At 57.9% G+C, this 21,364-nt stretch carries 19 protein-coding genes; 13 read left to right on the top strand and 6 right to left on the bottom strand.

Annotation, left to right across the window (positions count from 1 at the left end; all coding sequences use genetic code 11):
• Positions 1 to 6 precede the first annotated feature (6 nt).
• Together UB90_RS21625 and UB90_RS21620 are read left to right on the top strand one after the other, a co-directional pair.
• A complete protein-coding gene (locus UB90_RS21625) occupies positions 7 to 1,044 on the top strand; it encodes a LysM peptidoglycan-binding domain-containing protein (RefSeq protein ID WP_065326289.1) in 1,038 nt (345 codons plus the stop codon).
• Positions 1,045 to 1,251: 207 nt separating this feature from the next.
• Positions 1,252 to 3,720 carry an ATP-binding protein gene (locus UB90_RS21620; RefSeq protein WP_406707423.1) on the top strand — a complete coding sequence of 823 codons (2,469 nt, stop codon included), beginning with the start codon at positions 1,252 to 1,254 and terminating at the stop codon, positions 3,718 to 3,720.
• Positions 3,721 to 3,786: 66 nt separating this feature from the next.
• Here UB90_RS21620 and UB90_RS21615 read toward each other — a convergent pair whose 3' ends face one another.
• From UB90_RS21615 to UB90_RS21600, 4 genes are read right to left on the bottom strand one after another with little or no spacing between them, the layout of a single operon-like run.
• Entirely contained in the window at positions 3,787 to 4,569 is a 783-nt protein-coding gene (locus UB90_RS21615; RefSeq protein ID WP_009176684.1) for a heme ABC transporter ATP-binding protein, read from the bottom strand.
• Positions 4,566 to 5,654: a FecCD family ABC transporter permease gene (locus UB90_RS21610; protein ID WP_065326291.1), complete on the bottom strand. Its 1,089-nt coding sequence runs from the start codon at positions 5,652 to 5,654 to the stop codon at positions 4,566 to 4,568. The genes UB90_RS21615 and UB90_RS21610 overlap by 4 nt, the downstream gene beginning before the upstream one ends.
• Positions 5,655 to 5,657: 3 nt before the next feature.
• A complete protein-coding gene (locus UB90_RS21605; RefSeq protein WP_065326292.1) occupies positions 5,658 to 6,503 on the bottom strand; it encodes a heme/hemin ABC transporter substrate-binding protein in 846 nt (281 codons plus the stop codon).
• Positions 6,503 to 7,558 (bottom strand): hemin-degrading factor, encoded by a 1,056-nt coding sequence (locus tag UB90_RS21600; RefSeq protein WP_065326293.1) that lies wholly within the window; start codon positions 7,556 to 7,558, stop codon positions 6,503 to 6,505. The genes UB90_RS21605 and UB90_RS21600 overlap by 1 nt, the downstream gene beginning before the upstream one ends.
• 252 nt (positions 7,559 to 7,810) lie before the next feature.
• Here UB90_RS21600 and UB90_RS21595 point away from each other — a divergent pair, with 252 nt between their 5' ends.
• Genes UB90_RS21595 through UB90_RS21570 form a run of 6 tightly spaced genes read left to right on the top strand, consistent with a single transcriptional unit; the run spans position 7,811 to position 12,618 of the window.
• Positions 7,811 to 9,814 (top strand): TonB-dependent receptor domain-containing protein, encoded by a 2,004-nt coding sequence (locus tag UB90_RS21595; protein WP_110613702.1) that lies wholly within the window; start codon positions 7,811 to 7,813, stop codon positions 9,812 to 9,814.
• 16 nt (positions 9,815 to 9,830) lie between these two features.
• Positions 9,831 to 10,277: a hypothetical protein gene (locus UB90_RS21590; RefSeq protein ID WP_009176746.1), complete on the top strand. Its 447-nt coding sequence runs from the start codon at positions 9,831 to 9,833 to the stop codon at positions 10,275 to 10,277.
• The gene (locus UB90_RS21585; protein WP_065326294.1) at positions 10,274 to 10,954 is read left to right on the top strand and encodes a MotA/TolQ/ExbB proton channel family protein; all 681 of its coding nucleotides are present in this window, start codon (positions 10,274 to 10,276) and stop codon (positions 10,952 to 10,954) included. Before UB90_RS21590 ends, UB90_RS21585 begins: the two co-directional genes overlap by 4 nt.
• On the top strand, positions 10,954 to 11,346 hold the full coding sequence (locus UB90_RS21580; protein WP_065326295.1) for an ExbD/TolR family protein: 393 nt from the start codon (positions 10,954 to 10,956) through the stop codon (positions 11,344 to 11,346). The genes UB90_RS21585 and UB90_RS21580 overlap by 1 nt, the downstream gene beginning before the upstream one ends.
• A 4-nt stretch (positions 11,347 to 11,350) precedes the next feature.
• Entirely contained in the window at positions 11,351 to 11,746 is a 396-nt protein-coding gene (locus tag UB90_RS21575; protein ID WP_081285640.1) for an ExbD/TolR family protein, read from the top strand.
• The gene (locus UB90_RS21570) at positions 11,743 to 12,618 is read left to right on the top strand and encodes a TonB family protein (RefSeq protein ID WP_065326296.1); all 876 of its coding nucleotides are present in this window, start codon (positions 11,743 to 11,745) and stop codon (positions 12,616 to 12,618) included. The genes UB90_RS21575 and UB90_RS21570 overlap by 4 nt, the downstream gene beginning before the upstream one ends.
• Here the strand turns inward: UB90_RS21570 and UB90_RS21565 are convergent.
• Complete coding sequence (locus UB90_RS21565; protein ID WP_065326297.1) at positions 12,615 to 13,352, bottom strand: aspartate/glutamate racemase family protein; 738 nt, start codon at positions 13,350 to 13,352, stop codon at positions 12,615 to 12,617. The genes UB90_RS21570 and UB90_RS21565 overlap by 4 nt on opposite strands.
• Before the next feature lie 2 nt (positions 13,353 to 13,354).
• Positions 13,355 to 14,287 (bottom strand): LysR family transcriptional regulator, encoded by a 933-nt coding sequence (locus tag UB90_RS21560; protein WP_065326298.1) that lies wholly within the window; start codon positions 14,285 to 14,287, stop codon positions 13,355 to 13,357.
• Positions 14,288 to 14,389: 102 nt separating this feature from the next.
• On the opposite strand from UB90_RS21560, the gene UB90_RS21555 reads away from it, so the two are divergent.
• The 5 genes from UB90_RS21555 to UB90_RS21535 all read left to right on the top strand — a co-directional run.
• Entirely contained in the window at positions 14,390 to 15,637 is a 1,248-nt protein-coding gene (locus UB90_RS21555; RefSeq protein ID WP_065326299.1) for an NAD(P)/FAD-dependent oxidoreductase, read from the top strand.
• 36 nt (positions 15,638 to 15,673) lie between these two features.
• Complete coding sequence (locus UB90_RS21550; RefSeq protein WP_065326300.1) at positions 15,674 to 16,651, top strand: TRAP transporter substrate-binding protein; 978 nt, start codon at positions 15,674 to 15,676, stop codon at positions 16,649 to 16,651.
• Between the two features lie 111 nt (positions 16,652 to 16,762).
• The gene (locus tag UB90_RS21545) at positions 16,763 to 17,476 is read left to right on the top strand and encodes a TRAP transporter small permease (RefSeq protein WP_005614767.1); all 714 of its coding nucleotides are present in this window, start codon (positions 16,763 to 16,765) and stop codon (positions 17,474 to 17,476) included.
• On the top strand, positions 17,473 to 18,777 hold the full coding sequence (locus UB90_RS21540) for a TRAP transporter large permease (RefSeq protein WP_065326301.1): 1,305 nt from the start codon (positions 17,473 to 17,475) through the stop codon (positions 18,775 to 18,777). Before UB90_RS21545 ends, UB90_RS21540 begins: the two co-directional genes overlap by 4 nt.
• 455 nt (positions 18,778 to 19,232) lie before the next feature.
• Positions 19,233 to 21,364: methyl-accepting chemotaxis protein (locus UB90_RS21535; protein ID WP_065326305.1), on the top strand; the 2,132-nt coding region annotated here is incomplete at its 3' end.

The raw sequence follows: 21,364 nt of genomic DNA, 5'->3' as shown, positions 1-21,364 counted from the left end.
AAACAGATGCGACGCGTTCTGATGCCGCTGATCTGGCGGGTGGTGCTGCTGTTTGGGCTTATACCCTCAGCCGCATGGGCGATTTGTGATGTGGATTATGTGGTGCAACCCGGAGACAATCTGTTTTCGATTGCAGAGGCGCATTATGGTGACCGCGAACGCTGGACGGTGATCTACTATAGCAATCAAGGGAATTTGGATGGCCCCTCGGTCATTCCGGGGCGCACGCTCTTTATTCCCTGCCCTCCAGATGCCGAGCCCGAGGAAGCAGTGGTGGAGCCTGCACCGCCTCGCCAGCCGTCAGCAGAGCTCAATCTGCTGACAGGCGGCAATTACGCGCCTTTCACCGATCCGAACCTGCCCGGACAGGGGCTGGTGACAGAACTGGTCAATGCCGCGTTGGAACTTGCTCCGTCGCCCGTGCCTTATGCAATCACATGGGAAGATGACTGGAGCCAGCATCTGTCGCCCATGCTCGACAGCAAGCGGTTCGATATGGGGTTTCCATGGGCCAAGCCAGATTGCACTGCGGATGCGAGCAATCCGCGATGTGTGAAGTATCATTATTCAGATCCGCTGATCGAAGTGCCGGTGATGCTGTTTGTGCGCAGCCGTGGTGGGATGGCCTATGCCAGCGATGCGGATGTGGTGGGTAAAACCCTGTGCCGCCCACTGCGTGAGGATGTGTTTGACCTAGACAGCGCCGGGCGACGCTGGCTGAGCGAGGATAAAATCACCCTTCTGCAACCACAAAGCGCCGGTGATTGCCTGCGCATGGTGGCCGAGGGGCGCGTTGATGCTGCGGCACTCAATCTCTTTGTTGGAGCAAGCGCATTGGTGGCAGAAGGCTTGCGCGGTCAGGTCGAGCCACTTGAGCAACCGCTCTCTCAGGTGAGCCTTCATGTCATAATATCAAAAACACACTGGCGCGGAACATCATATCTTTACCGGGTGAACGCCGGGCTGCGAAAGCTGCGTGAAAGCGGAAAGTACGATGAAATTATGAGCCGCCAGATGGAGTTGTTCTGGGCGGGCCTGCAGTAATAGAACGCTGCATGCGTTCACAAAACGGTGCTTCTCTGCAACTGCACTGTGATCCTTTAATTTTGAAATATAAAATATCGCCTTGTCCTTCGGTTCAATGATGAAATTATGGTTGCTTAACGGCCCGGGAAGGATTCTCGGCGATACTGGCAACGCAAGTTATGGGGTTCCAAAGTTGAGACGGAGACAGGAACAGTGCGCGACAGGGTGCGGTCTATTATTCTAGCGTTGGGAAATCGGACGTATCTGCCCACCTGGATTGCGCTGTTCGTCGTTGGCGTATCTCTCATCTTTGCCGAGAATCAGAACCGGATCATCAACAAACAAGAACTGCGGGCAGAGGTGCTGGCCGAGGCTGGATTGATCCGCTCCCATCTTGAGGGTCAGCTGACTGCGGACGTGCAGCTGATCAAAGGGCTTGTGGGACTTTTGGTGTCTGAGCAGTCGATGACACAGGATAGGTTCAATGAGATTGCCGCTTATGTAGCTGGCGATTTGCCTGAGATTTTGAATATTGCCGTTGCGCCGGATCTGGTTGTCTCCATGGTTTACCCCTACGAGCGCAACAAGGCGGTGCTTGGTCTCGATTACAATAAGAATGACGCCCAGCGAGAAGCCGTCATGCGGATGCGCGACAGCGGCGAGATCGTCCTCGCGGGGCCCGTAAATCTGGTTCAGGGCGGAACCGGGTTTATCATCCGTTTTCCGGTGTTTACTGGCGAAGGAGAGGATCGTGCCTTTTGGGGAATGGTCGCTGCGGTCATTGATGCGGATGCGCTCTATCGGGGGGCTGGGCTACATCAGGCCGATCTTCCGGTTGAGATTGCGCTGAGCGGTCGCGATGGTACCGGCCATCAGGGGGGCGTGTTCTACGGGGATCCCGCGATCCACGACTACGGCCCGATGGTGATGGATGTGATCTTGCCCACCGGCACATGGGAACTGGCCGCGATCCCGCGCGGTGGCTGGCCCAAAGAACCGGGCAACCTGTGGAAGCTGCGGCTTGTGTTGATCGTGGCAGGTATCCTGATCATCGTACCCACATTCATGGCGTGCAGGCTCTCGGCTGTTCGCCGCTCTACGATCAAGACGCTGCGCAAGCGCGAACAGGAGTTGGAACGACACCAGGTCGAATTGGAACAATTATCGACGGTTGCGCAAAATGCCTCTGACAGCATCATTCTGAGCGGCCCGGATCTGCGCGTGTTCTGGGTCAACGATGCGTTCACCCGTATGACAGGCTACACGATTGACGATGCGATTGGGAAGCGACCGGGAGACTTGCTGAACGGCCCTGAAACCGACCCAGAGACAATTCGCGATATTGCGGAACATATCGCGCGGGGCGAGCGGCTGCACCGCGAGATTTTGAATTACACCAAGGATGGTGACACCATTTGGGTGGATACGAACCTTGTGCCCGTCCTCAATGAGAATGGTGACATGCGCATGGTTATCGGCATCGAACGTGATGTGACCTTGCAAAAACGAAATGCGGTTGAATTGGCCGAAGCCAAGCGTGCGGCTGAGGAAGCAGATCGCACCAAGACGGAATTCCTCGCCAATATGAGCCATGAAATCCGCACGCCGATGAATGGGATCATCGGGATGGCAGATTTGCTGTCGGAAACCGCCTTGCCGGAAGAGCAGGAGCAATATGTCCAGATTATCCGCACGTCGTCCAAGGCGCTTTTGAAGATCATCAATGACATCCTGGATCTCACACGGATGGAATCCGGCAAACTGTCCTTGGAACCTGTGGATTTTGACCTTGAACGCTGCATCGAAAGCGCTGTCGATATTTTGCGCCCTGTTGCGCGCGAAAAAGGTCTGACGCTCAATGTGAACTATGCCACCGACCTGCCCAAGTCCGTACGGGCGGACGATGGCCGCGTGCGCCAGATCCTTGTGAACCTTGTGGGGAATGCGGTGAAATTCACCGCATCCGGTCGTGTGGACGTGCGTGTTTTGCGTGCACAGTCAGATCCTTACAGGCTGACCATCGACGTACAGGACTCTGGCATCGGGATGTCGCAGGCTCAACTCAACAATATTTTTGACCGATTTTCGCAGGCAGATGCGGCGACCACCCGGTCCTTTGGCGGCACGGGGTTGGGGCTTACCATCTCTCGCCTTTTGGCGCAGCAGATGCAGGGCGATATCACCGTTCATTCAGAGCCGGGGCAGGGCAGCTGTTTTTCGCTTTATATCCAGTGTGATGCGCCGCTGGGCCAGCCGGAGCAGACCGACACTGCCCAAGAACCGGATCTGGATCGCATTCGTGGATGCAAGGTTCTGTTGGCCGAGGACAATCGCACCAACCGGCTCTTGATCCGAAAGTATCTGTCAGATCTGACGGTAGAGTTGATCGAAGCCGAGAACGGCTATGAGGCAGTGGAGCTGTGCGCTCGACACCGTCCCGACTTGATCCTGATGGATATGTCGATGCCGGAAATGGACGGCCTGACTGCGACCAGACTGATCCGTATGCAAAACCACCCGCAGCCCCCGATTGTGGCGCTGACGGCGAATGCGTTTGCCAGCGATCGTGAGGCCTGTCTGGCTGCGGGTATGAACGGTTTTTTGTCAAAGCCGATCAACAAGAAAGAGCTGCTGAATGGCATGGCAGGGGTCATGGAAGACCCGGATGGGCTACGTCATGCGGCATCGGCCTAATCCGGCACACCAATCGGTTCGGGCAGACCTGCACAAGAAACGTGCAGGTCGCTTTTGTCTTAAGGCTCAGGCGCGCGCGGTTTGCGGCAATACAAACACGCCGACGTCTGCCGGAACCACTCCGGTGCGCAGAGGGCAGCCATAGACCTGAGACAGGCGTGCATCGGTCAGCACCGTTGCTACGGACCCTGCGCCAGCGGTTTGCCCTTCTGCCATGACATGCACATGATCGGCATACATCGCCGTCAGGTTCAGGTCATGCATCACCGCGATCACCCCACCGCCATCGCTTGCAAACTGGCGCGCGATCTCCATCACGGTTAGCTGATGGGCGATGTCGAGGCTCGATACGGGTTCATCCAGAAACAGCCAGCAGGGGTGACCGTCACGCATCGGACGCCCCACCTGCGCCAAGACACGGGCAAGCTGGACACGCTGCTGCTCACCTCCCGAAAGCTCCTGATAGTAGCGCCCGGCATATCCGTCGAGATCCACGCGCGACAGCATTTCAAAAGGAAGTTCGGGATTGCTGGCGTCGGGTCCGGCAGCCAGCCCAAGCCGCACCACCTCCAGCACGGTGAAGGGAAAGGCAAGAACGGTGGCTTGTGGCAGGACGGCACGCAGGCTTGCAAGTTCCCACGGCTTATAATCCTGCAAGGCGCGCCCATTCAGGGTAATGTCGCCAGTGCTTGGTAACTCTGCGACCAGCGCCTTGAGCAATGTGGATTTGCCAGAGCCATTGGGCCCCACGATGGCGGACACCTCGCCCGCGCGAGCGGTAAAACTCACATCGCGAAGAATTTGCTTTTTGCCGATGGTGAGTGAGAGATGATCTGCATGCAGTGTCATTGATCCACCATCCCGCGCCGTTTCAGCAAAATCCACAAAAACACCGGAGCCCCAAGAACCGCTGTAACGATACCGATGGGCAGTTCCGCCGGGGCAATGATTGTACGGCTGATGAGATCCGCACCAAGCAGGAGTGTTGCGCCCAGAAGGGCCGCATTGGGCAGCAGGGTGCCATGATCCGGCCCCGTAGCAAGGCGCAGCACATGCGGCACGACAATGCCGACAAAGCCGATGCCCCCGGTGGCTGCAACCGCAACACCTGTGGCGGCTGCGACCGAGAAGATCGCAGCATTTTTCATGCGTTGAACCGGAATACCCATATGCGCCGCCGCAGCCTCACCCAAGGCCAGACAATTGAGCCCATGCGCAAACCAAGTGGAGCCTGCAATGGCGAGCAAGATCACCGGACCGGCAATCATTGATTTCTCCCATGTGGCTCCGGCAAGCGACCCCATCTGCCAGAAGGTCAGATCACGCAGTTGATTGTCATCCGCCATGTAGACCAGAATGCCCGAAACCGCGCCCGCAAGCGATCCAAGCGCGATCCCTGCAAGCAGCATCGTGGCGACAGAGGTGCGCCCACCGCGGGTCGAGATCCGATACAGGATCAACGTGCTGCCCCAACCGCCGACGAAGGCCGCCGCAGGGGTCACATAATGGCCAAAGAGGCTCTGAAACCCGACCGGTAGCAGGCTCCCCAACACGATAGATGTGATTGCACCAAGACCGGCCCCCGCGCCAACCCCAACAAGACCGGGATCGGCAAGAGGGTTGCGAAAGAGGCCCTGCATGACCGCGCCTGATACCGCAAGTGCTGCCCCCACCAAGATACAGAGGATGATACGAGGCAGGCGTATGTCCCACAAAACGACCCGTTCCATCGTGGTTAGTTCTGCGCCGGAAATCAGTTTGCCAAGTGCTCCCCAAAGCGAGGTGCCCGACGCACCCAATGCAAGGTTCACCACGACCGCAAGTGCCAGCAAGGCCATCAAAATGACGCTCAGTCGGCGGGCGATGATCCGGCGATCTAGCTGCTTGATGTCCTGCGTGGGCGAGGGCAGTTCGGTTTCACTTAACGCGACCATGGATCAGAACGTGCCATAGATTTTTTGCGCCAGTGCGAGCGCGGCATCTGCGGTGCGCGGACCAAAGCCCAGCAGATAGAGCCCATCCATCCGGATGACGGATCTGGTCTCTGCTGCGGGAGTTGTGACGATTGCAGGAAGGGCCAACAACTCATCATTGGGTGCACCATGATCACCGCCCCGGTCCATCATCAGGATGACATCCGGCGCAGCCTGAGAAACCGCTTCATCGGTCATCAGCTTGTAGCCTTCGAAATCCGTCAGCGCGTTGACACCCCCCGCGAGTGAAATGATGCCATCCGCCGCCGTATTGGTGCCCGATGCCATGATGCGGCCCCCGCGCGTAGAGAGGATGAACAACACACGTTTGCGCTCAGTTTCGGGGATGGTGGCGGTTTTTTCAGCCACTGAGGTCAGATCGTTTTCCACCTCGGCGGAAAGTTTGACGGCCTCAGCCGGTTTGCCAATGGCCTCCCCCACGGCGGCGATCTTCTCCAGGATGCCGTCAGCGGTAAAGGAATCCGGCACTTCGATAAAAGTGATCCCGGCCTTTTTCAGGACCTCGAGCGTCTCAGCCGGGCCTGCGCCGGCTTCGGAGACGATCAGATCCGGGTTCACGGAGAGCACACCTTCGGGCGACAGCGCGCGCATATAACCAACATCGGGCAACTCTTCGGCGGCAACCGGATAGCTGGAGGTGGTGTCGCGGGCGATGACCTTGTCCTCTCCTCCAAGCGCATAGATGATCTCAGTGACAGAGCCGCCGATGGAGAGAATACGTTCGGCGGCAAGCATGGGGGTGGCTGTGGCCATCAGGCTCAGGGCTGCGGCAAAAGCGATATGGCGCATCAGACGGCGTCCTCTGTTTGAAGGCGGGGTAGGGCGGACAGGAGCGTTTCCCATTCGGGGCGGCTGTCGCGTTCTGTGGTGGCGCGGCCAAAGATCTGTAGAATGATGTTTCCCTCAGCGTCGAAGGCCTCCAGTGAGACAGCCGGGCCGCGCTGTGTTGGTTTGTTGACCACATAGACCTCATGGATGTGGTCAAGGCGCAGGTGCAGATTGAACCGCGCATCCATCACGTTCTGCCAAGGCCCCATTGCGCGCAGGGTCTCAATCGGGCCGCCATGGATCTGGATGCAGCCACGATTGCCAACAAAAAGCATGATTTCAGTGCCGCTTCCGGCCAGTGATTGCAGCGCAGCGTCGACGGCTTCTGGTGGCATGCGCTCTACAAAAGGCGTGCCCACAATGCGATAGGCCCCCAAGCGGTTCATCTTGAGTTTGGACGTAAGACGCAGGAACTGATGCGTGTCTGTCATCTTGCGCCATTCGCTGCGCAAAAGCTCGCGTTTGTCGGGGTTGCTTTTGGCAGCTTCTGCGGGCTTGCGCGGGGCGACCTCCAGCGTGTCGGAGGTGTCTTCAGTGGCAAGTTCCGCTATCACATCCGCCCAGGCGTCATGGTTTGAGGTCTCTCGCAGGTGGATCTTGTGCACAGCGTCCCCCGCCGCGTCAAAGATCTGGATCGAGCGTTTCATGCCTTTATCGGTCTGCTCGTCCAGGGCAAAGGCGCTGACCCAATGCGAGGGAAAGAGACGCAGGTCGATTTCCGGCTGCAGAATCATCGCCGCATGTGGCCCGCTTTTATAGTTGCCGTAGGTACCGACGCGTTCATGCACGCAGGACGCATTCCGCGTTAGCGCCATGACCTCTCCCAGACGCTCAATGCGGGGCATGATATCATCAGGATGCGCTTTGATCCGAGTGACGCCTTGGCCGGTGTACGCGGCGACCAGCTGGGCTTCAGAGATTTGAAAACGATCACAGAAATCGCGCGCGCGCAGAGCGTGATGTTCGTCGCGCAGACGGCGAATTCCCTCGGGAGAAGTAGAAATGGCCTGATCCATCAGGGTCCTCGATCTTTGGGATGGGGTACTGCTGGCTTGCGTCCGCTGGCAGGCGGGACGATCAGGCTGACGGCCGGCGCGTGGGCCGTGGCCTGCGTCGGGATAATTCTTGACAGATTTAATAAATCATCTTAATGGCCGCAAGAGTGAACGCCAGAAGATCGCAACTATTCGATAAAATCAGGCGCGAGATACCAAGCCAGCCCCAGGCGAGCATGCGGAATCCAACTGCACGAAAAACATGGGGACGACATGAAAATCAAACATATGCGCCGAGCACTTTTGTGCTCTGCCTCCGCGATGACATTAGCGATGACGAGCACGGTTGCCGTCGCTCAGGATGCAAGCGATGAGGATGGCTTCCTCGGTCTGCTGGTTCTGGGCAACAACAAGCGTGACGTCCAGACCGATACTGCAACGCCAGAGACCGTCATCAACGCCGAAGAAATTCAGGACCGTCAGGCCAGCAGCATCGCTGAACTGATCGACTCTGTGCCTGGTGTGGCATTGGTAAACTCCGGCACGCCCACGGGGTCTGGCATTTCCATTCGGGGTCTGGGCGCGGACGGCACCTATGGCTCGAACCAAAAAGTCCAGATCCTGCTGGATGGCGCGTCGATGGGGTCCGAGGAGATCTACCGCATCGGGACGCAGCTTTATACGGACCCGTCCTTGTATCGTGAGGTTTCGGTAATCCGCGGCACGGTTGGCTCCTTTGAATACGGGTCCGGCATTATCGGTGGTGTGGTGAAGCTCGACACGATTGATGCCTCCGACCTCACAGAAGGTGAAGTCGGCCTCGCGGGTCGCCAAACGCTGGAATATTACAGCAATGGCGATACGCAGGTCTCGTCAACCATTCTTGGTTGGCAGCCGACCGAGAACCTTGAGTTCTTGTTCAACTACACACTTCGCAAGCAGGACAACTACAAGAATGGTGATGGTGAAGAGATTGATCACACCGATCATGAACTGCCGTCCTACCTGATCAAAGGCAAATACAGCTTTGGTGACAATGCGGATCAATCGCTGACCTTCTCATATGCCGACACAAGTTCGGAAGCCAAAGATGTCCCCTACGATGCAATGGCCGCGATCCCGTTTGGCAATGTTGACCGGTATGTGGAAACCAAGACCGCTGTATTGCAATACGATTACAATCCGTTCGGAAATGATCTGATCGATTTGACCGTCAACCTGTCCTACGCGGACCAGTGGATTGAGAATACCGAGGTTGGAAATACTGGCAGCGCCTTGCTGAATGCCGATCACCAGTACAAAACCACCAAGCTGACGGTTGCCAATACGGCCCGGTTTGCTGCGTTAGGTGCCAGCCATAACTTGCGCCTTGGCGGTGAACTGATCAAGAAAGACCGCCTTGACGCCTCTTCTGCGCATGGCGGTACGGACAAACGTTTCGCCCTGTTTGCCATTGACGAGATGGACTTTGGCAACGGCTGGACAGTCACCCCTGCGATGCGGTTTGAAACGCAGGATATCGAATCAGGCGCTGACGGGACTTATGTCACCGCAGGTGAAAGCTTTGACAACAGCGCGTTCATGGGCGGTATTTCCGGACGGTACGAATTCCAAAACGGCTTCGCGCTCTTTGGCTCGGTTGCATACACCGAAGGTCTGCCGATCCTCGATGACTTCGATTATGCGACATACAAGACCTACATGACGCAAAGCGAAAAAGCCGTCACATATGAGCTTGGCGCGTCATACGACACCGCTGGCCTGTTCTCGGCGGATGATCAGCTTCGGGCTAAAGTGAACTTCTGGCACACCCGTCTGTGGGACTACACCTCCTCGACAGACTATCAAAACATTGATCGTCTAACCCGTGAGGGTGTCGAAGTGGAGGCCTCCTACAGCCACGCGTCTGGTGCCTATGTAGATATGAACGCAAACATCTCTAGCGGTGAGTGGCTTGAGGTAAGTGGCGCGACGCGCGATTACAGTCGCATGCCAGCCAACAGCCTTGGCCTGACGGTGGGTAAGAAATTCAACGACACGTTGGATCTCTCTTGGGAAGCTGTTGTGAACAAAGGTGTCAATGATGCCGTTGGCGGCGCACCCGGCTTTTCCGTTCACAACCTGCGTGCGACCTACAACATTGATACCGGTTTCCTGAAAGAAGCGAAGCTACGTGTCGGTGTGGAAAACGTCTTTGATAAGCAATACAGACCACATCTGTTCTTGCGTGACGCTCCCGGTCGCAACATCAAGGTTTCGCTCTCAGCGGCCTTCTGATCAGGGAGCATACATCATGAACCACCAGAGCCAGGCTTATAAAGCTGTCCTTGCCATCGCGGCCCTTTCTTCCCTCGGGGGGGCAGCCTTGGCGCAGGACACGGATACCCCGCCAAAATCAGGCGTTCAGATTGAACTCAATGCGTTGCAGGATCAGGCGGGCGCGTGCCGGCTGTCGTTTGTGGCGCAGAACGCCGGTACCACCGATATCGAGGAGGCGGTCTACGAGACCGTCCTCTTTGATCGGGAGGGTCAGGTGATGATGCTTACGCTGTTTGATTTTCGTGACTTGCCGTCAGAGCGCCCTCGGGTGCGGCAGTTTGATCTCTCAGACGTGGCTTGCGAAGATCTGGGGCGGGTGCTGATCAACGGTGCCAGCCAATGTCAAAGCGGTGACGGCAGCACGCTTTGCACAGAAGGGCTTTTGCTCTCCAGCCGCACGGATGTGGAATTGCTGGGATGAATGATATCGCGCAAATCTGGGGCTCGATGCGGGCATCCCTCCTTGAGGTGATCGAGATCGGTGGCCCTGTTGTTGTGTTGTTGATTGCCCTGTCGATCATCAGCGCGGCGACGGTTCTCTATAAGATATGGCAGTTTCGCCGCTCCGGTGTCGGACGCCATCGGCGGGTTTCCATGGCACTAGAGGCTTATGAGCGGGGCGATGCCAAAACCGCCACGGCACTTTTGGCGCAATCCAATAGCTATCTTGTGGCCCCGGTCCAGCGGGCGATGTCCTGCGCAGAGGTCAAAGATCGTGCGGCGGCATCGGATCGCTGTGATGCAGAAGCAGAGGCGCTGTTTTTGCGCCTTGAGACCGGGCTTGGATTTCTGGATCTGGTTGCGCAACTTGCGCCGCTCATCGGCTTGTTCGGAACCGTTCTTGGCATGATCGAGGCGTTTCAGGGATTGCAGGCAGCGGGCACTTCGGTTGACCCGACCGTGCTGGCAGGCGGGATCTGGGTGGCGCTTTTGACCACTGCGGCGGGGTTGGCGGTGGCGATGCCTGTGGCTGCCATTCATGGCTGGCTGAGTGGTGCCGTGGAGCGCGACCGGGTCTTTGCCAATCGCGCATTGCGTCAGGCTTTTGCCCCTGATCAGCAGTCTGCACCTCGCGCGGCGCGGCCGGAGGCCGCCTGATGGCACTAAGCCTCAGCAAGAAACACAAGCGCAGACTGTCGATGACCTCGCTCATTGATGTGATTTTTCTGCTGCTGCTGTTTTTCATGCTGTCGTCCACATTTTCCCGGTTTGGCACTGTCGATTTGATGGCGGCCGAGGCCGGGCAGGGCGTGTCTGGCGAGACGCGCCCACTATTTCTGAAGCTGTCGCCGGGGCAGATTTCGCTGAACGGAGAGGTGGTTACGCTGGATCGGCTGGCACAGAGCCTCGGCCAGTTGCGCGCGCAACAAGAAAACTCTCCGCAACAGGTGCTGTTGAGCCTGTCAGGTGAGGTGACATCGCAGCGATTGGTCGATGTCTTGGCGGTGCTACGCGGCCAGCCTGACTTGGCAGTGACGGTCCTAGGGTAGCGCTATGCCGATGCGACGTCGCAAATCCAAGAGCCACCGGGAGCCCACCATTGCGCTGATCAACGTGGTCTTTTTGATGTTGGTGTTCTTTATGGTCGCAGGATCATTGGCCCCCTCAATGGACCCATCCGTGCGGCTGGTGGAGGCGTCCGACCTTGAAGCCAGCCCGCCGCCTGACGCCTTGGTGATCCGCACCGACGGCAGCCTCAGTTTTCGCGGGGCGGAGCTGACCTCGCCCGAGGCCTATGTGCGCATCATCTGGGAGGAAGAGGAAGAGTTCACCGCGCGGCTGGTGCCTGACCGTGCGCTGCCGGCGGCCTCTCTGTTGGCGGTGGCAAAGGAATTGCGGCGCCTTGGGGCGGTGAGAATTACACTTTTGTCAGAGCGAAACCTGTCATGATCGCGCGCTCGCCTTTTATTGCTGGTCTGTCACTGTGCTTTGCGCTTGCGGCGCATGCGGCGTTTTTGGTGGATGTTGAGGACAACACCGTCGAACTCGAGGGCGGCGGCAATGTGGCCCCGGCGGCGCTGGGCAATAGTTTTGCCGATTTGGCGCAAGGAACGGCCACCTCCGTGGAGGCTGAAACTGTCAGTGAAACCGCGCAGGTCGAGCCTATGGTGCCGACAGAGCCAGATCGCCCGACATCCCCTCAGGTGCAACCTGTCACACCAGAGGTGACAGTCCCAAAATCCGCACAAAGCGCATCCGCCGTAGTACCGGTGACAAGTTTGGCAGCTGCCGTTCCGGTGGAACAGCAAGTGACTGAGGTGCAGCCCGATCAGATGGAGCCGGTGGAAGAGCCATCGGACCTCGCCCCCGCGCAAAGCCCGCGTCCTGAAACGCGGCCAGATCCCAAACCTGACCAACCTGACAAGGCAAAGCCACGCCAAGCTGCTCCGCGCGGCAACAGCACCGTGAATGCACGGGCTGGGACCGAAAGTGGCGCAGAAAACCAGCGCGCGGCGCAAGCCGCCAGCACCCGCCCCGCGCAGGGCAGTGGTGCGGGGAATGCGGCAGCCTCCAATTATCAGGGGCTGGTAATGCGCAAGATCTCTCGAGTCCGAAAACCGCGAACCTCCGTCAATGGGGTGGCGCATGTGTCGTTTGTCATCGGCGGTGGCGGTCAGCTGGCATCGGTGCGTATCCGCAAAAGCTCCGGCTCCTCAGAGCTGGACCAACTGGCGTTGCAGCAAATTCGCAAGGCGGCCCCGTTCCCGCCGCCCCCGGCAGGGGCGCGGACGCAGTTCTCCATTGCCATCAAGGGGCGCTAGCGCCAGCGCGGATCAGCAAGTTCCATTGAGAAACGACGCGGCATGAGGCCAGCCTGAAACCATGTCAGAAAACTCTCGATCGAGTAGACGGGCAGACCTGTGTCACGCCGGATGTCATGCGCGAATGGCACCATATTGGTGCATTCCAACACAATCGCCCCGACCTCCGGGTGGTCACGGCACAACCTGTTGGCCGCATCCAAAAGATCAGCGCGGCAGGCCGTAATGTCGATCTCAGCCCGGTTGTTGAGGAAGCCATCATAAAAGGCGCGTCCGCCTTCGGTGCCTACAACGGGTGTGTCAAGCGGCACGCCTGCGGCTGCCAGATGCGCATCCGTCAGCGCCGCCTGAGAGACGGTCAGGATGCCGACCTTCTGGCCCATAGGCAGCAATGTCTGAACCATCGGCACCTGCATCAGGGATGAGGCCGCCACCGGCACACCAAGCGCATCCTTGATTTGATCCTGAATGAGCGACAGATACCCGCAGGTGGTGGTGATCCCGTCACAGCCCATATCGACCAGATCGCGGCCTGCTTTGATGAAATCATCCACCAAGGCGCGCGGATCTTGCCGGACGGCACGGTCTGGTGTGGCCCCGCGCACCACGCGATACTGCAGCGGAAAGGGAAAGCTCTCGGCATGCCCGATATCGCCCGGAATGCGGGGAAAGCGTGTCTCCAGCATCAAGACACCGATGCCTGCGCCATAAACCGTTTTGCCGCCTCTTTGCATGGCTATCTCCGTGTTCGGTCCGCTTGTCGCAAGGGACGCGCGTCTACTGTGTAGTGCTGCAGCTCGTGCAACAGGAGGTCAAGGAACTCCTTGCCAAGCTGCGACATGGGGCGCGATTTTGAGGTGATCACGCACATATCCATCATGATCGTGGGACGAAACGGGCGGGTGATCACGTCGCCCTGCATGTCGTAATCCAGCATGAACCGGTCCAAAAGCGCGACGCCCATGCCTTCTTGGACAAAGCTCAGGAGGTTCTTGAACAGATGCGAATGCACCCTTGTGCGCAGGGGCACGCCCGCATTTTGAAACGCCTCGCGCAGGCGGCGATGGGTCATGTGGTCTTGTCCCATCACGATAAACGGCTCGCCTGCCAGCAATTCCGGCGTCAGCACCTCGTGGCGGACCAGCGGGTTGTCCTTATGAAGGGCCAGCATCGTTTCCACATAAAGCGGGTAGACCGTGAGCGTGTCGTAAAGCAGCGGCATCTCGCAGACGCCGATTTCAAACAACCCGTTCCACACCCATTCCTGCACTTTGCTGGAATATTGCGACTGAAAAGAAATGTTAAGCTCCGGTCGGTCGGCCGCAAACCGCGCGATCAGCCGGGGCATGAACCCAAAGGACATGGCGTGCTGTGATGCGATCTGCAGCTGGCCAAGCTTGCGCGTCTTTAGATCAACCATGGTCTGGGTGACTTTGCTCATGCCGCGCATCACCGTGTCGACCTCAGCAAATAGCAGTTCCGCCTCCGGGGTGGGCAGCAGGCGACCATGAAGCCGTTCAAACAGGGGCAGCCCTGCCTGATCTTCAAGCTGGGACAAAAGGTTAGAGACACCGGGCTGAGAAATTCCCAACAGCCCCGCCGCACCGGTTACGGTGCCGGTTTCCACAATGGCGTGAAAGGCCTGAAGCTGACGAAAGCGAATTTTCACGGGAAAGGTATCACTTAAACTGATGCATGCATGATCAATTAGTATTTGAAATGATGCCATCTTGTCGACAGTCTCGCTCTTAACAAGGTACAGGGAAGTGACATGGCAACGCAGCATATTGTGGTCGTCGGAGCAGGTATCGTCGGCGCGGCCAGTGCCATCTGGCTGCGTCGGGCAGGGCTGGAGGTGACACTTGTCGACAAGGGCAGGCCGGGTATGGGGACCTCTTATGGCAACGCCTGCATTCTGGCTCGAAGCGCGATTGTGCCGGTCACCACGCCGGGGCTGATTGCAAAGGGGCCGAAATATCTGCTCGACCCGAATTTTCCGCTCTATATGCGCTGGTCTTATCTGCCGCGGCTTTTGCCATGGCTCGCGCGCTATCTGAAACATGCCAATGACGCAGATACCCGGCGGATTTCCAAGGGGCTCTTGACCATTGTTGGCGATAGCGTCGAACAGCACAAGGCACTCACCGATGGGATGTCCGCTGCAAAATGGATCAAGGACAGCGAATATAACTTTGTCTACCGCGATCGCGCGGGTTTTGAGGCGGATGCCTATACGTGGAACCTCAGACGTGAGGCCGGGTTTGCGCCTGAGATCGTCGAAGGCGCAGCGGTCCGGGAACGCGAGCCGATCCTGTCGCCGGACATGGGCCTTCTGGCGATCAACAAGGATCATGGGTTTATCCTCAATCCAAGCAGTTATGTGCAGGATTTGGTCAAGCAACTGGAAGCGATGGGCGGCCGCTTTGTGCAAGCAGAAGTGCGCGATTTTGACCTGATGGGTGGTCAGATCACAGCGGTTGATACCGATCAGGGGCGGATTGCCTGTGATCGCGCAGTGCTGTCTGCTGGCGTCTGGTCTGCGGCCCTGATGAAACGTCTGGGGCTTGAGGTGCCACTTGAGGCCGAACGCGGCTATCACATCATCTTCAAAGATCCGAGCCAATTGCCCAACGCCCCAATGATGCTGACGGATGGGAAATTTGTCGCAACCCCGATGGATCAGGGGCTGCGCTGTGCTGGGATCGTGGAATTTGGTGGCCTGACGGAAGAAAAATCCAAAAAACCGCTCGATATGCTGCGCCGCACCGTTGCGCGGACCTTCCCTGATCTGAGCTATTCGTCAGAAGAGGAGTGGCTGGGCTTTCGACCCGCGCCCACAGACAGCCTGCCACTGATTGGTGAAGTCCGTGGCAGCGGTGTCTTCACCGCCTTTGGTCATCACCACATCGGGTTGACAGGTGGGCCAAAGACGGGCCGACTGGTTGCCGACATGATTACGGGAAACTGGCCCAACGCGGATACAAGCGCCTTTGATCCGATGCGCTTTGCGACACATTAAATAGAAAAAAACTGACCAACACGGGAGACTGAACAAATGAATAAAATGACCCTGAAGGCCACCGTCGCCAGCGCCGCGCTCGCTGTCGTTGCTGCTGGTGCGCAAGCTGAAAAATGGGACATGCCGATGGCCTATGCGGCGTCCAACTATCATTCCGAGATGGGCGTGGTTTTTGCCGATAAGGTGCGCGATTACACGGGCGGCGATGTCGACATCACTGTGCATGCCGGTGGGTCGCTTTTTAAGGGCGGCGAAATCAAACGCGCGGTGCAAACCGGGCAGGCCCCAATTGGAGAGCGGCTGATGTCCGCGCATACCAATGAAGAGCCTCTGCTTGGCTGGGACAACCTTCCCTTCCTTGCAACGTCCTATGCCGACAACGATAAACTATGGGCGGTTGCCAAGGATAAGGTGAACGCCAAGCTTGCAGAGCAGAACTTGGTGACGCTCTATTCCTGCCCGTGGCCGGGGCAGGGCTTCTATTTCAAAAAGGAAGTCAATTCGTCCGAAGATACACAGGGCGTGAAATTCCGCTCGTATAATACCGCGACCGCCACCTTTGCCGAGGAGTTGGGCATGATCCCGGTTCAGGTCGAAGCGGCGGAGCTAAGTCAGGCGCTGGCGACCGGCGTCGTCGATGCGTTTATCTCCTCGGGGTCGACAGGTTATGACCGCAAGGTGTGGGAACAACTGGGTTATTATTACAAGGTCAATGCCTGGCTGCCGCGCAACTATGTGATGGTCAACAAGCAGGTTTGGGATGGTCTGAGCGCCGATACGCAGGCCGCGATCCAGAAGGCTGCCGATGAAACCGGTGCCGCCTGTACCGCCAGATCCGAAGAGCTTGCCAACTGGTATTTCGAACAACTCGAAGCCAATGGCATGAAAGTGGTGGATGCAGGGCCTGAGTTCCGCACGGAACTGGAAGCCATCGGTGCCAAGATGACGGATGAGTGGCTGGCAACCGTGGGTGAGGACGGTCAGGAAATCGTCGACGCGTTCAAGGCGAATTGATCTGCATCGCAGTCTTTGCCGCTTTGAATAAAGACTGCATCGTTTCAGATCCGTATCACGGGCGCGAGGGCTTGGCACCTCGCGCCCGACCCATAATTCAAAGGACATGATATGCGTGACTGGCAACCTGTTCTGGGCCTGCCCCTGTGGGTATGGCTCTTTGTTGTGCCAAGCGGCTTGATGCTTCTGTGTATTCTGAAACCGGACCGGATGCGGCGGCTCTTGCAGCCGCTTTGGGGGGTGCTGGACCGCTTTTATAATGGCGCGGGCGTCGTGGCGGCTGTGTTCATGGTGACTATTCTGTTGCTGATCGTGGGGCAGATGATCGCGCGCTGGGCGTCGGTCACATTTCCCGGCTCTACCGAATATGCAGGCTACGCGATGGCGGCGACGTCTTTCTTTGCGCTGGCCTATACGCTCACGCATGGTGGCCATATCCGGGTATCAATCTTTCTGAACCTCGGGGGGCGGCATCACTATTGGCTTGATGCAGGCGCGATGCTGATTTCAGCGCTGACGGCGACCTATTTTGCCCGCTACGCGATCAAGACAAACCTTCTGTCGCATATGCTGAATGACCGCACCCAAGGTCAGGATTTTGCACCAGAGTGGCTGCTGACACTGGTAGCGATGTTTGGCACATGGCCCTGGAACTGGGGCAGCCTCTGGGCTGAGAGCGGGTCTGGCTGGGTCTATACCCCCGTCTGGTTGCCGCAACTGCCGATGTCGATTGGCACTGTGCTTTTGGCCATCGCGCTTTGGGATTACCTGTCGCGGATGCTGGTGACGGGCGCGCCCCAAATCAAAGGGGAGGCTCTGGAATGAGTGAGGTCTATACCACTATTATTTTCCTCTTTGTCCTGTTTGGGCTCTTGGGCGGTTCCGTCTGGATAGGCCTTGCGCTGATGGGCGTTGCTTGGGTGGGGATGGAGCTGTTCACCTCGCGCCCCGCAGGGGATGCGATGATCACTACGATCTGGAGTGGCTCGTCCAGTTGGACGCTCACCGCCCTGCCGCTCTTTATCTGGATGGGCGAGATCCTCTATCGCACCCGATTATCGGAGGACATGTTTCGCGGTCTCGCGCCGTGGATGCGGTTTCTGCCGGGCGGGCTTTTGCACACCAACATCGCGGGCTGCACCATCTTTGCGGCGGTGTCGGGTTCCTCTGCCGCGACGCTCAATATGGTGGGTAAAATGTCGATCCCGGAACTGCGCGCGCGCGGCTATCCGGAGTATATGATTATCGGCACACTGGCCGGTGCGGCCACACTGGGCCTGATGATCCCGCCATCGCTGACGTTGATCGTCTACGGCGTCACCATCAATGAGAGCATCACCAAGCTGTTCATGGCCGGGGTCTTTCCGGGCCTCGTTTTGGCCGGGCTGTTCATGCTCTATATTGTGGGCTGGCATTTCTTTGGCTCCGGTCAGCGCCCAAAGGAGGAGCCGCACCTGTCGCTGGGCGAAATGATCGCCGAGAGCCGCTTTCTGCTGCCGCTCTTTGGTCTGGTCATTGTGGTCATCGGGTCGATGTATATGGGGTTTGCCACCGCGACCGAGGCGGCGGCCGTCGGTGTGTTGGGGGCATTGGGCCTGTCCTTGATGCAGGGCAGCCTCAGTTGGGCAACCTTTGTCGAGAGCCTGATGGGGGCGACGCGCACCTCCGCGATGATTGCTTTCATCCTGATGGGGGCTGCGTTTTTGTCGCTCTCCATGGGATTTACGGGGCTGCCGCGTGCCCTTGCGGGATTGATCGAGAGCTACAACCTGTCGCCCATTGCGCTGATTGCGGTGCTGACAGTGTTCTACCTGATCCTTGGTATGTTCATGGATGGCTTGTCCTCGGTCGTGCTGACCATGGCCATCGTGGAACCCATGATCCGTCAGGCCGGGATCGATGTGATCTGGTTTGGCATCTTCCTCGTTGTGGTGATCGAAACCGCGCAGGTGACGCCTCCTATCGGGTTCAACCTCTTCGTGCTGCAGGGAATGACCCGGCACGAAATTTCCTACATCGCCAAGACGGCCGTGCCGATGGTGGCGTTAATGCTGTTGATGGTGGGTATATTGGTGGTTTGGCCAGAATTGGCCACGTGGCTGCCGGAGAATATTCGGCAACAATAGGGACGCAAATCCAAAGGGCCGCCTTGCAGGGCGGCCCTTCTTCTTGGAATGCGCGTTTTCACGCAGGGCGCTGATTCTGACGAAATTTAACCAAATCCGCCGTATATATTGGCTTTGAAGACGCATTTTGTCCGTGAAACCGCAGCAAAGGCCGCGTGACAGCATGGTGATTTCACCGAAAATTAAAGGCTCTATTCGCAAACTTCGACTGGAATGAAGCCGGAGAAGTCGAGTGGTTTGCGTGCTGAAACTGCCCCGCCGAAAGCGACTTTGCGACCTGAACAAGCAGGCAGGTGAAGGCGCGTTGCGAACCGCGTCTCTATACCACTGTTTTGTGAGGCCGCTTGGCCCTCTGCGATCTTCACCGACCTGAGCCTCACTGCGCCAATCCACGCAGATCCCAACCCACTATCACGCAGAGTGACGTTATGCCCCAGCCCAAAGCCCTCCCATCCATGACGCGTAAAGGTTTCGGCCTGTTGCGCAGCATCCGCGCCAAGATGGGTATGATCCTATTCGTTATAGGGGCTTCATTTGGCGTCTTTGCTTATATGATCCACTCCGTTCTGTCCGAGATCGACCGGGATATGAGCGAGTTGAACGTGGACAACCTGCCTGATCTGGAACTGGCGTCAGAGATTTCACTGGCGGCGGCGCAAGCCAAAGACAGCATGCTGGCCCTGATGTCGGCAGAGGATATGGGCGCGGTTGATGCAGCGGTGTCCAGCGCCGATGCGGTCTCGCAGCAATTGGCGCAGCTGATTGATAATCTCGACCCGGATATGCAGCCAGCCTTTGAAACGCAGGCCGCCGAGGTGGCAGATGCACTGACGGATCTGGCCGCAGCCCGTCGCGTGACCTTGCAAAGCGACGCTCAGATCGAAACAGAAGTTGCGAATTTCCACAGCATCAATAACGAATTGCGCGATGTGATGACAGAATTGGCGCAGGCTGCATCGGTCGAGCTCAACAAAGGCGCGGTCAATACCTACAACGCCATCGACAATTCCCTGAAGGTTCTGGTTGAGCGAGATTTCCACAACCTCGAACTGCTGCTAGAGGCGCGTGCGGAGTTGAATTTGTTGGCGGGGACTGCGGTTGCGTTCGGCGGGACCAAGGACCCGGAAACCCTCGCAAGCCTTCAGGAACTCGCCGACAGCTCAGACGCCCGGTTGCTGGAGATCGCCGATGAAATTGAGCTGAACGCCCCGGAAATGATGGACGTGACCCTCATTCATGGTGCGATTTTCACGTTGCAGTCCGTGATCGCCCAGAGCCTGTTTCCCTCGGAATCGCTCCGTCGCGCCGCCATGAAAGCTCGCGCAGATACAGATCGATTTATCGTGATGGCAATCGATGCGCAGCTTCACAAGCTGTCTGTCTCGGCAGCACGGGCGAGCAAGGAGAATGGTCAGGCGCTGCGTGAGTTGATGAAAAATGAAGTTGGCTTCCTCAACACGCTGATGGAGATCAGCCAGAATGTGAACAGTTTTCAGGTCGCCGCCCTTGATGCGCTGACCGCGCCGGATGCCCAGCATGTGAAAGATGCGGCGTTTGATATGTCCAGTGCCACTCTGAACCTGTCCTTTTATGAGGAATTTCAGGATGCGCGGGTGGTGGATCTTCTGGAGCGGATCTCTGCCTTTGCTGCGGAAGATACGGGTTTAGCTGCGTTGCGTTTGAATGCACTCAATGCAAGGGCTGCAGCGGATGAGGCCACCCACACCACCGAAACCATGGTGTTGGGGATCGCTGATCGTGCCTCGGCGTTTGCAACGCAGACCCTTGGATCGATCAGAGGGATGGCGAATGAAATCTCGGCAGAGGTCGATCTCGCCGACCGTAATATGATGGTGTTGCTGGCGGTGGCTGGCGGCGTTTTCCTTGCCGCTTTGCTGCTGATCCAGTTGCTTATTTTGCGCCCTCTGAACCGTATCAGCGCCAGCACGGAGGCGTTGGCAGAAGGGGATCGCAGCCCGATCACTGGCTTTGAGCGCACCAGCACGGAGATTTACCGCATAGCGCGTTCGCTTTCAGTGTTCCGGGACGGGATCGTAGAAAAAGAGAAGATGGAAGAGGCGGCCTCCGAAGAACGCGCACAGCGGCGCGCGGTGCAGGACAAGGCGGTGGATGCGCTTGGAACGGGTCTGGCCCGCCTGTCAGAGGGCGATCTCACCGCCCATATTTCCGATGAACTGGGCGAGGGATATGACCGGTTGCGTATTGATTTCAACCGCACGCTGGATACGCTCAATGATACCGTTGGACAGGTGATCAACACCTCGTCTTCGATCCGTAATGGAGCCTCAGAGATCAGCCAGGCCTCGCAGGATCTGTCGCATCGCACCGAGAGCCAGGCGGCAACACTGGAGGAGACGGCAGCGGCGTTGGATGAGATGACCGCCAGCGTGACCTCGGCGGCGACGGGGGCCAGGGATGTGGAACGCACCACAAACGAAGCGCGCGCCGAAGCCGAAGCCAGCGGGGAAATCGTGCGCAATGCGGTTTCGGCGATGACGGAGATTGAACAAAGCTCCGGCAAAATCGCGCAGATCATTTCCGTGATTGATGACATCGCCTTTCAGAC

The sequence above is a fragment of the Tritonibacter mobilis genome, assembly GCF_001681715.1.
Lineage (GTDB): Bacteria > Pseudomonadota > Alphaproteobacteria > Rhodobacterales > Rhodobacteraceae > Epibacterium > Epibacterium mobile.
This window is presented reverse-complemented; position numbering and strand designations above follow the sequence as displayed.

Coding starts and splice junctions, on each gene's coding strand:
- UB90_RS21610 (WP_065326291.1), bottom strand. CDS start 5,654: ATGGTCGCGTTAAGTGAAACCGAACTGCCCTCGCCCACGCAGGACATC.
- UB90_RS21605 (WP_065326292.1), bottom strand. CDS start 6,503: ATGCGCCATATCGCTTTTGCCGCAGCCCTGAGCCTGATGGCCACAGCC.
- UB90_RS21555 (WP_065326299.1), top strand. CDS start 14,390: ATGGCAACGCAGCATATTGTGGTCGTCGGAGCAGGTATCGTCGGCGCG.
- UB90_RS21585 (WP_065326294.1), top strand. CDS start 10,274: ATGAATGATATCGCGCAAATCTGGGGCTCGATGCGGGCATCCCTCCTT.
- UB90_RS21580 (WP_065326295.1), top strand. CDS start 10,954: ATGGCACTAAGCCTCAGCAAGAAACACAAGCGCAGACTGTCGATGACC.
- UB90_RS21590 (WP_009176746.1), top strand. CDS start 9,831: ATGAACCACCAGAGCCAGGCTTATAAAGCTGTCCTTGCCATCGCGGCC.
- UB90_RS21565 (WP_065326297.1), bottom strand. CDS start 13,352: ATGCAAAGAGGCGGCAAAACGGTTTATGGCGCAGGCATCGGTGTCTTG.
- UB90_RS21550 (WP_065326300.1), top strand. CDS start 15,674: ATGAATAAAATGACCCTGAAGGCCACCGTCGCCAGCGCCGCGCTCGCT.
- UB90_RS21625 (WP_065326289.1), top strand. CDS start 7: ATGCGACGCGTTCTGATGCCGCTGATCTGGCGGGTGGTGCTGCTGTTT.
- UB90_RS21595 (WP_110613702.1), top strand. CDS start 7,811: ATGAAAATCAAACATATGCGCCGAGCACTTTTGTGCTCTGCCTCCGCG.
- UB90_RS21600 (WP_065326293.1), bottom strand. CDS start 7,558: ATGGATCAGGCCATTTCTACTTCTCCCGAGGGAATTCGCCGTCTGCGC.
- UB90_RS21540 (WP_065326301.1), top strand. CDS start 17,473: ATGAGTGAGGTCTATACCACTATTATTTTCCTCTTTGTCCTGTTTGGG.
- UB90_RS21545 (WP_005614767.1), top strand. CDS start 16,763: ATGCGTGACTGGCAACCTGTTCTGGGCCTGCCCCTGTGGGTATGGCTC.
- UB90_RS21575 (WP_081285640.1), top strand. CDS start 11,351: ATGCCGATGCGACGTCGCAAATCCAAGAGCCACCGGGAGCCCACCATT.
- UB90_RS21570 (WP_065326296.1), top strand. CDS start 11,743: ATGATCGCGCGCTCGCCTTTTATTGCTGGTCTGTCACTGTGCTTTGCG.
- UB90_RS21615 (WP_009176684.1), bottom strand. CDS start 4,569: ATGACACTGCATGCAGATCATCTCTCACTCACCATCGGCAAAAAGCAA.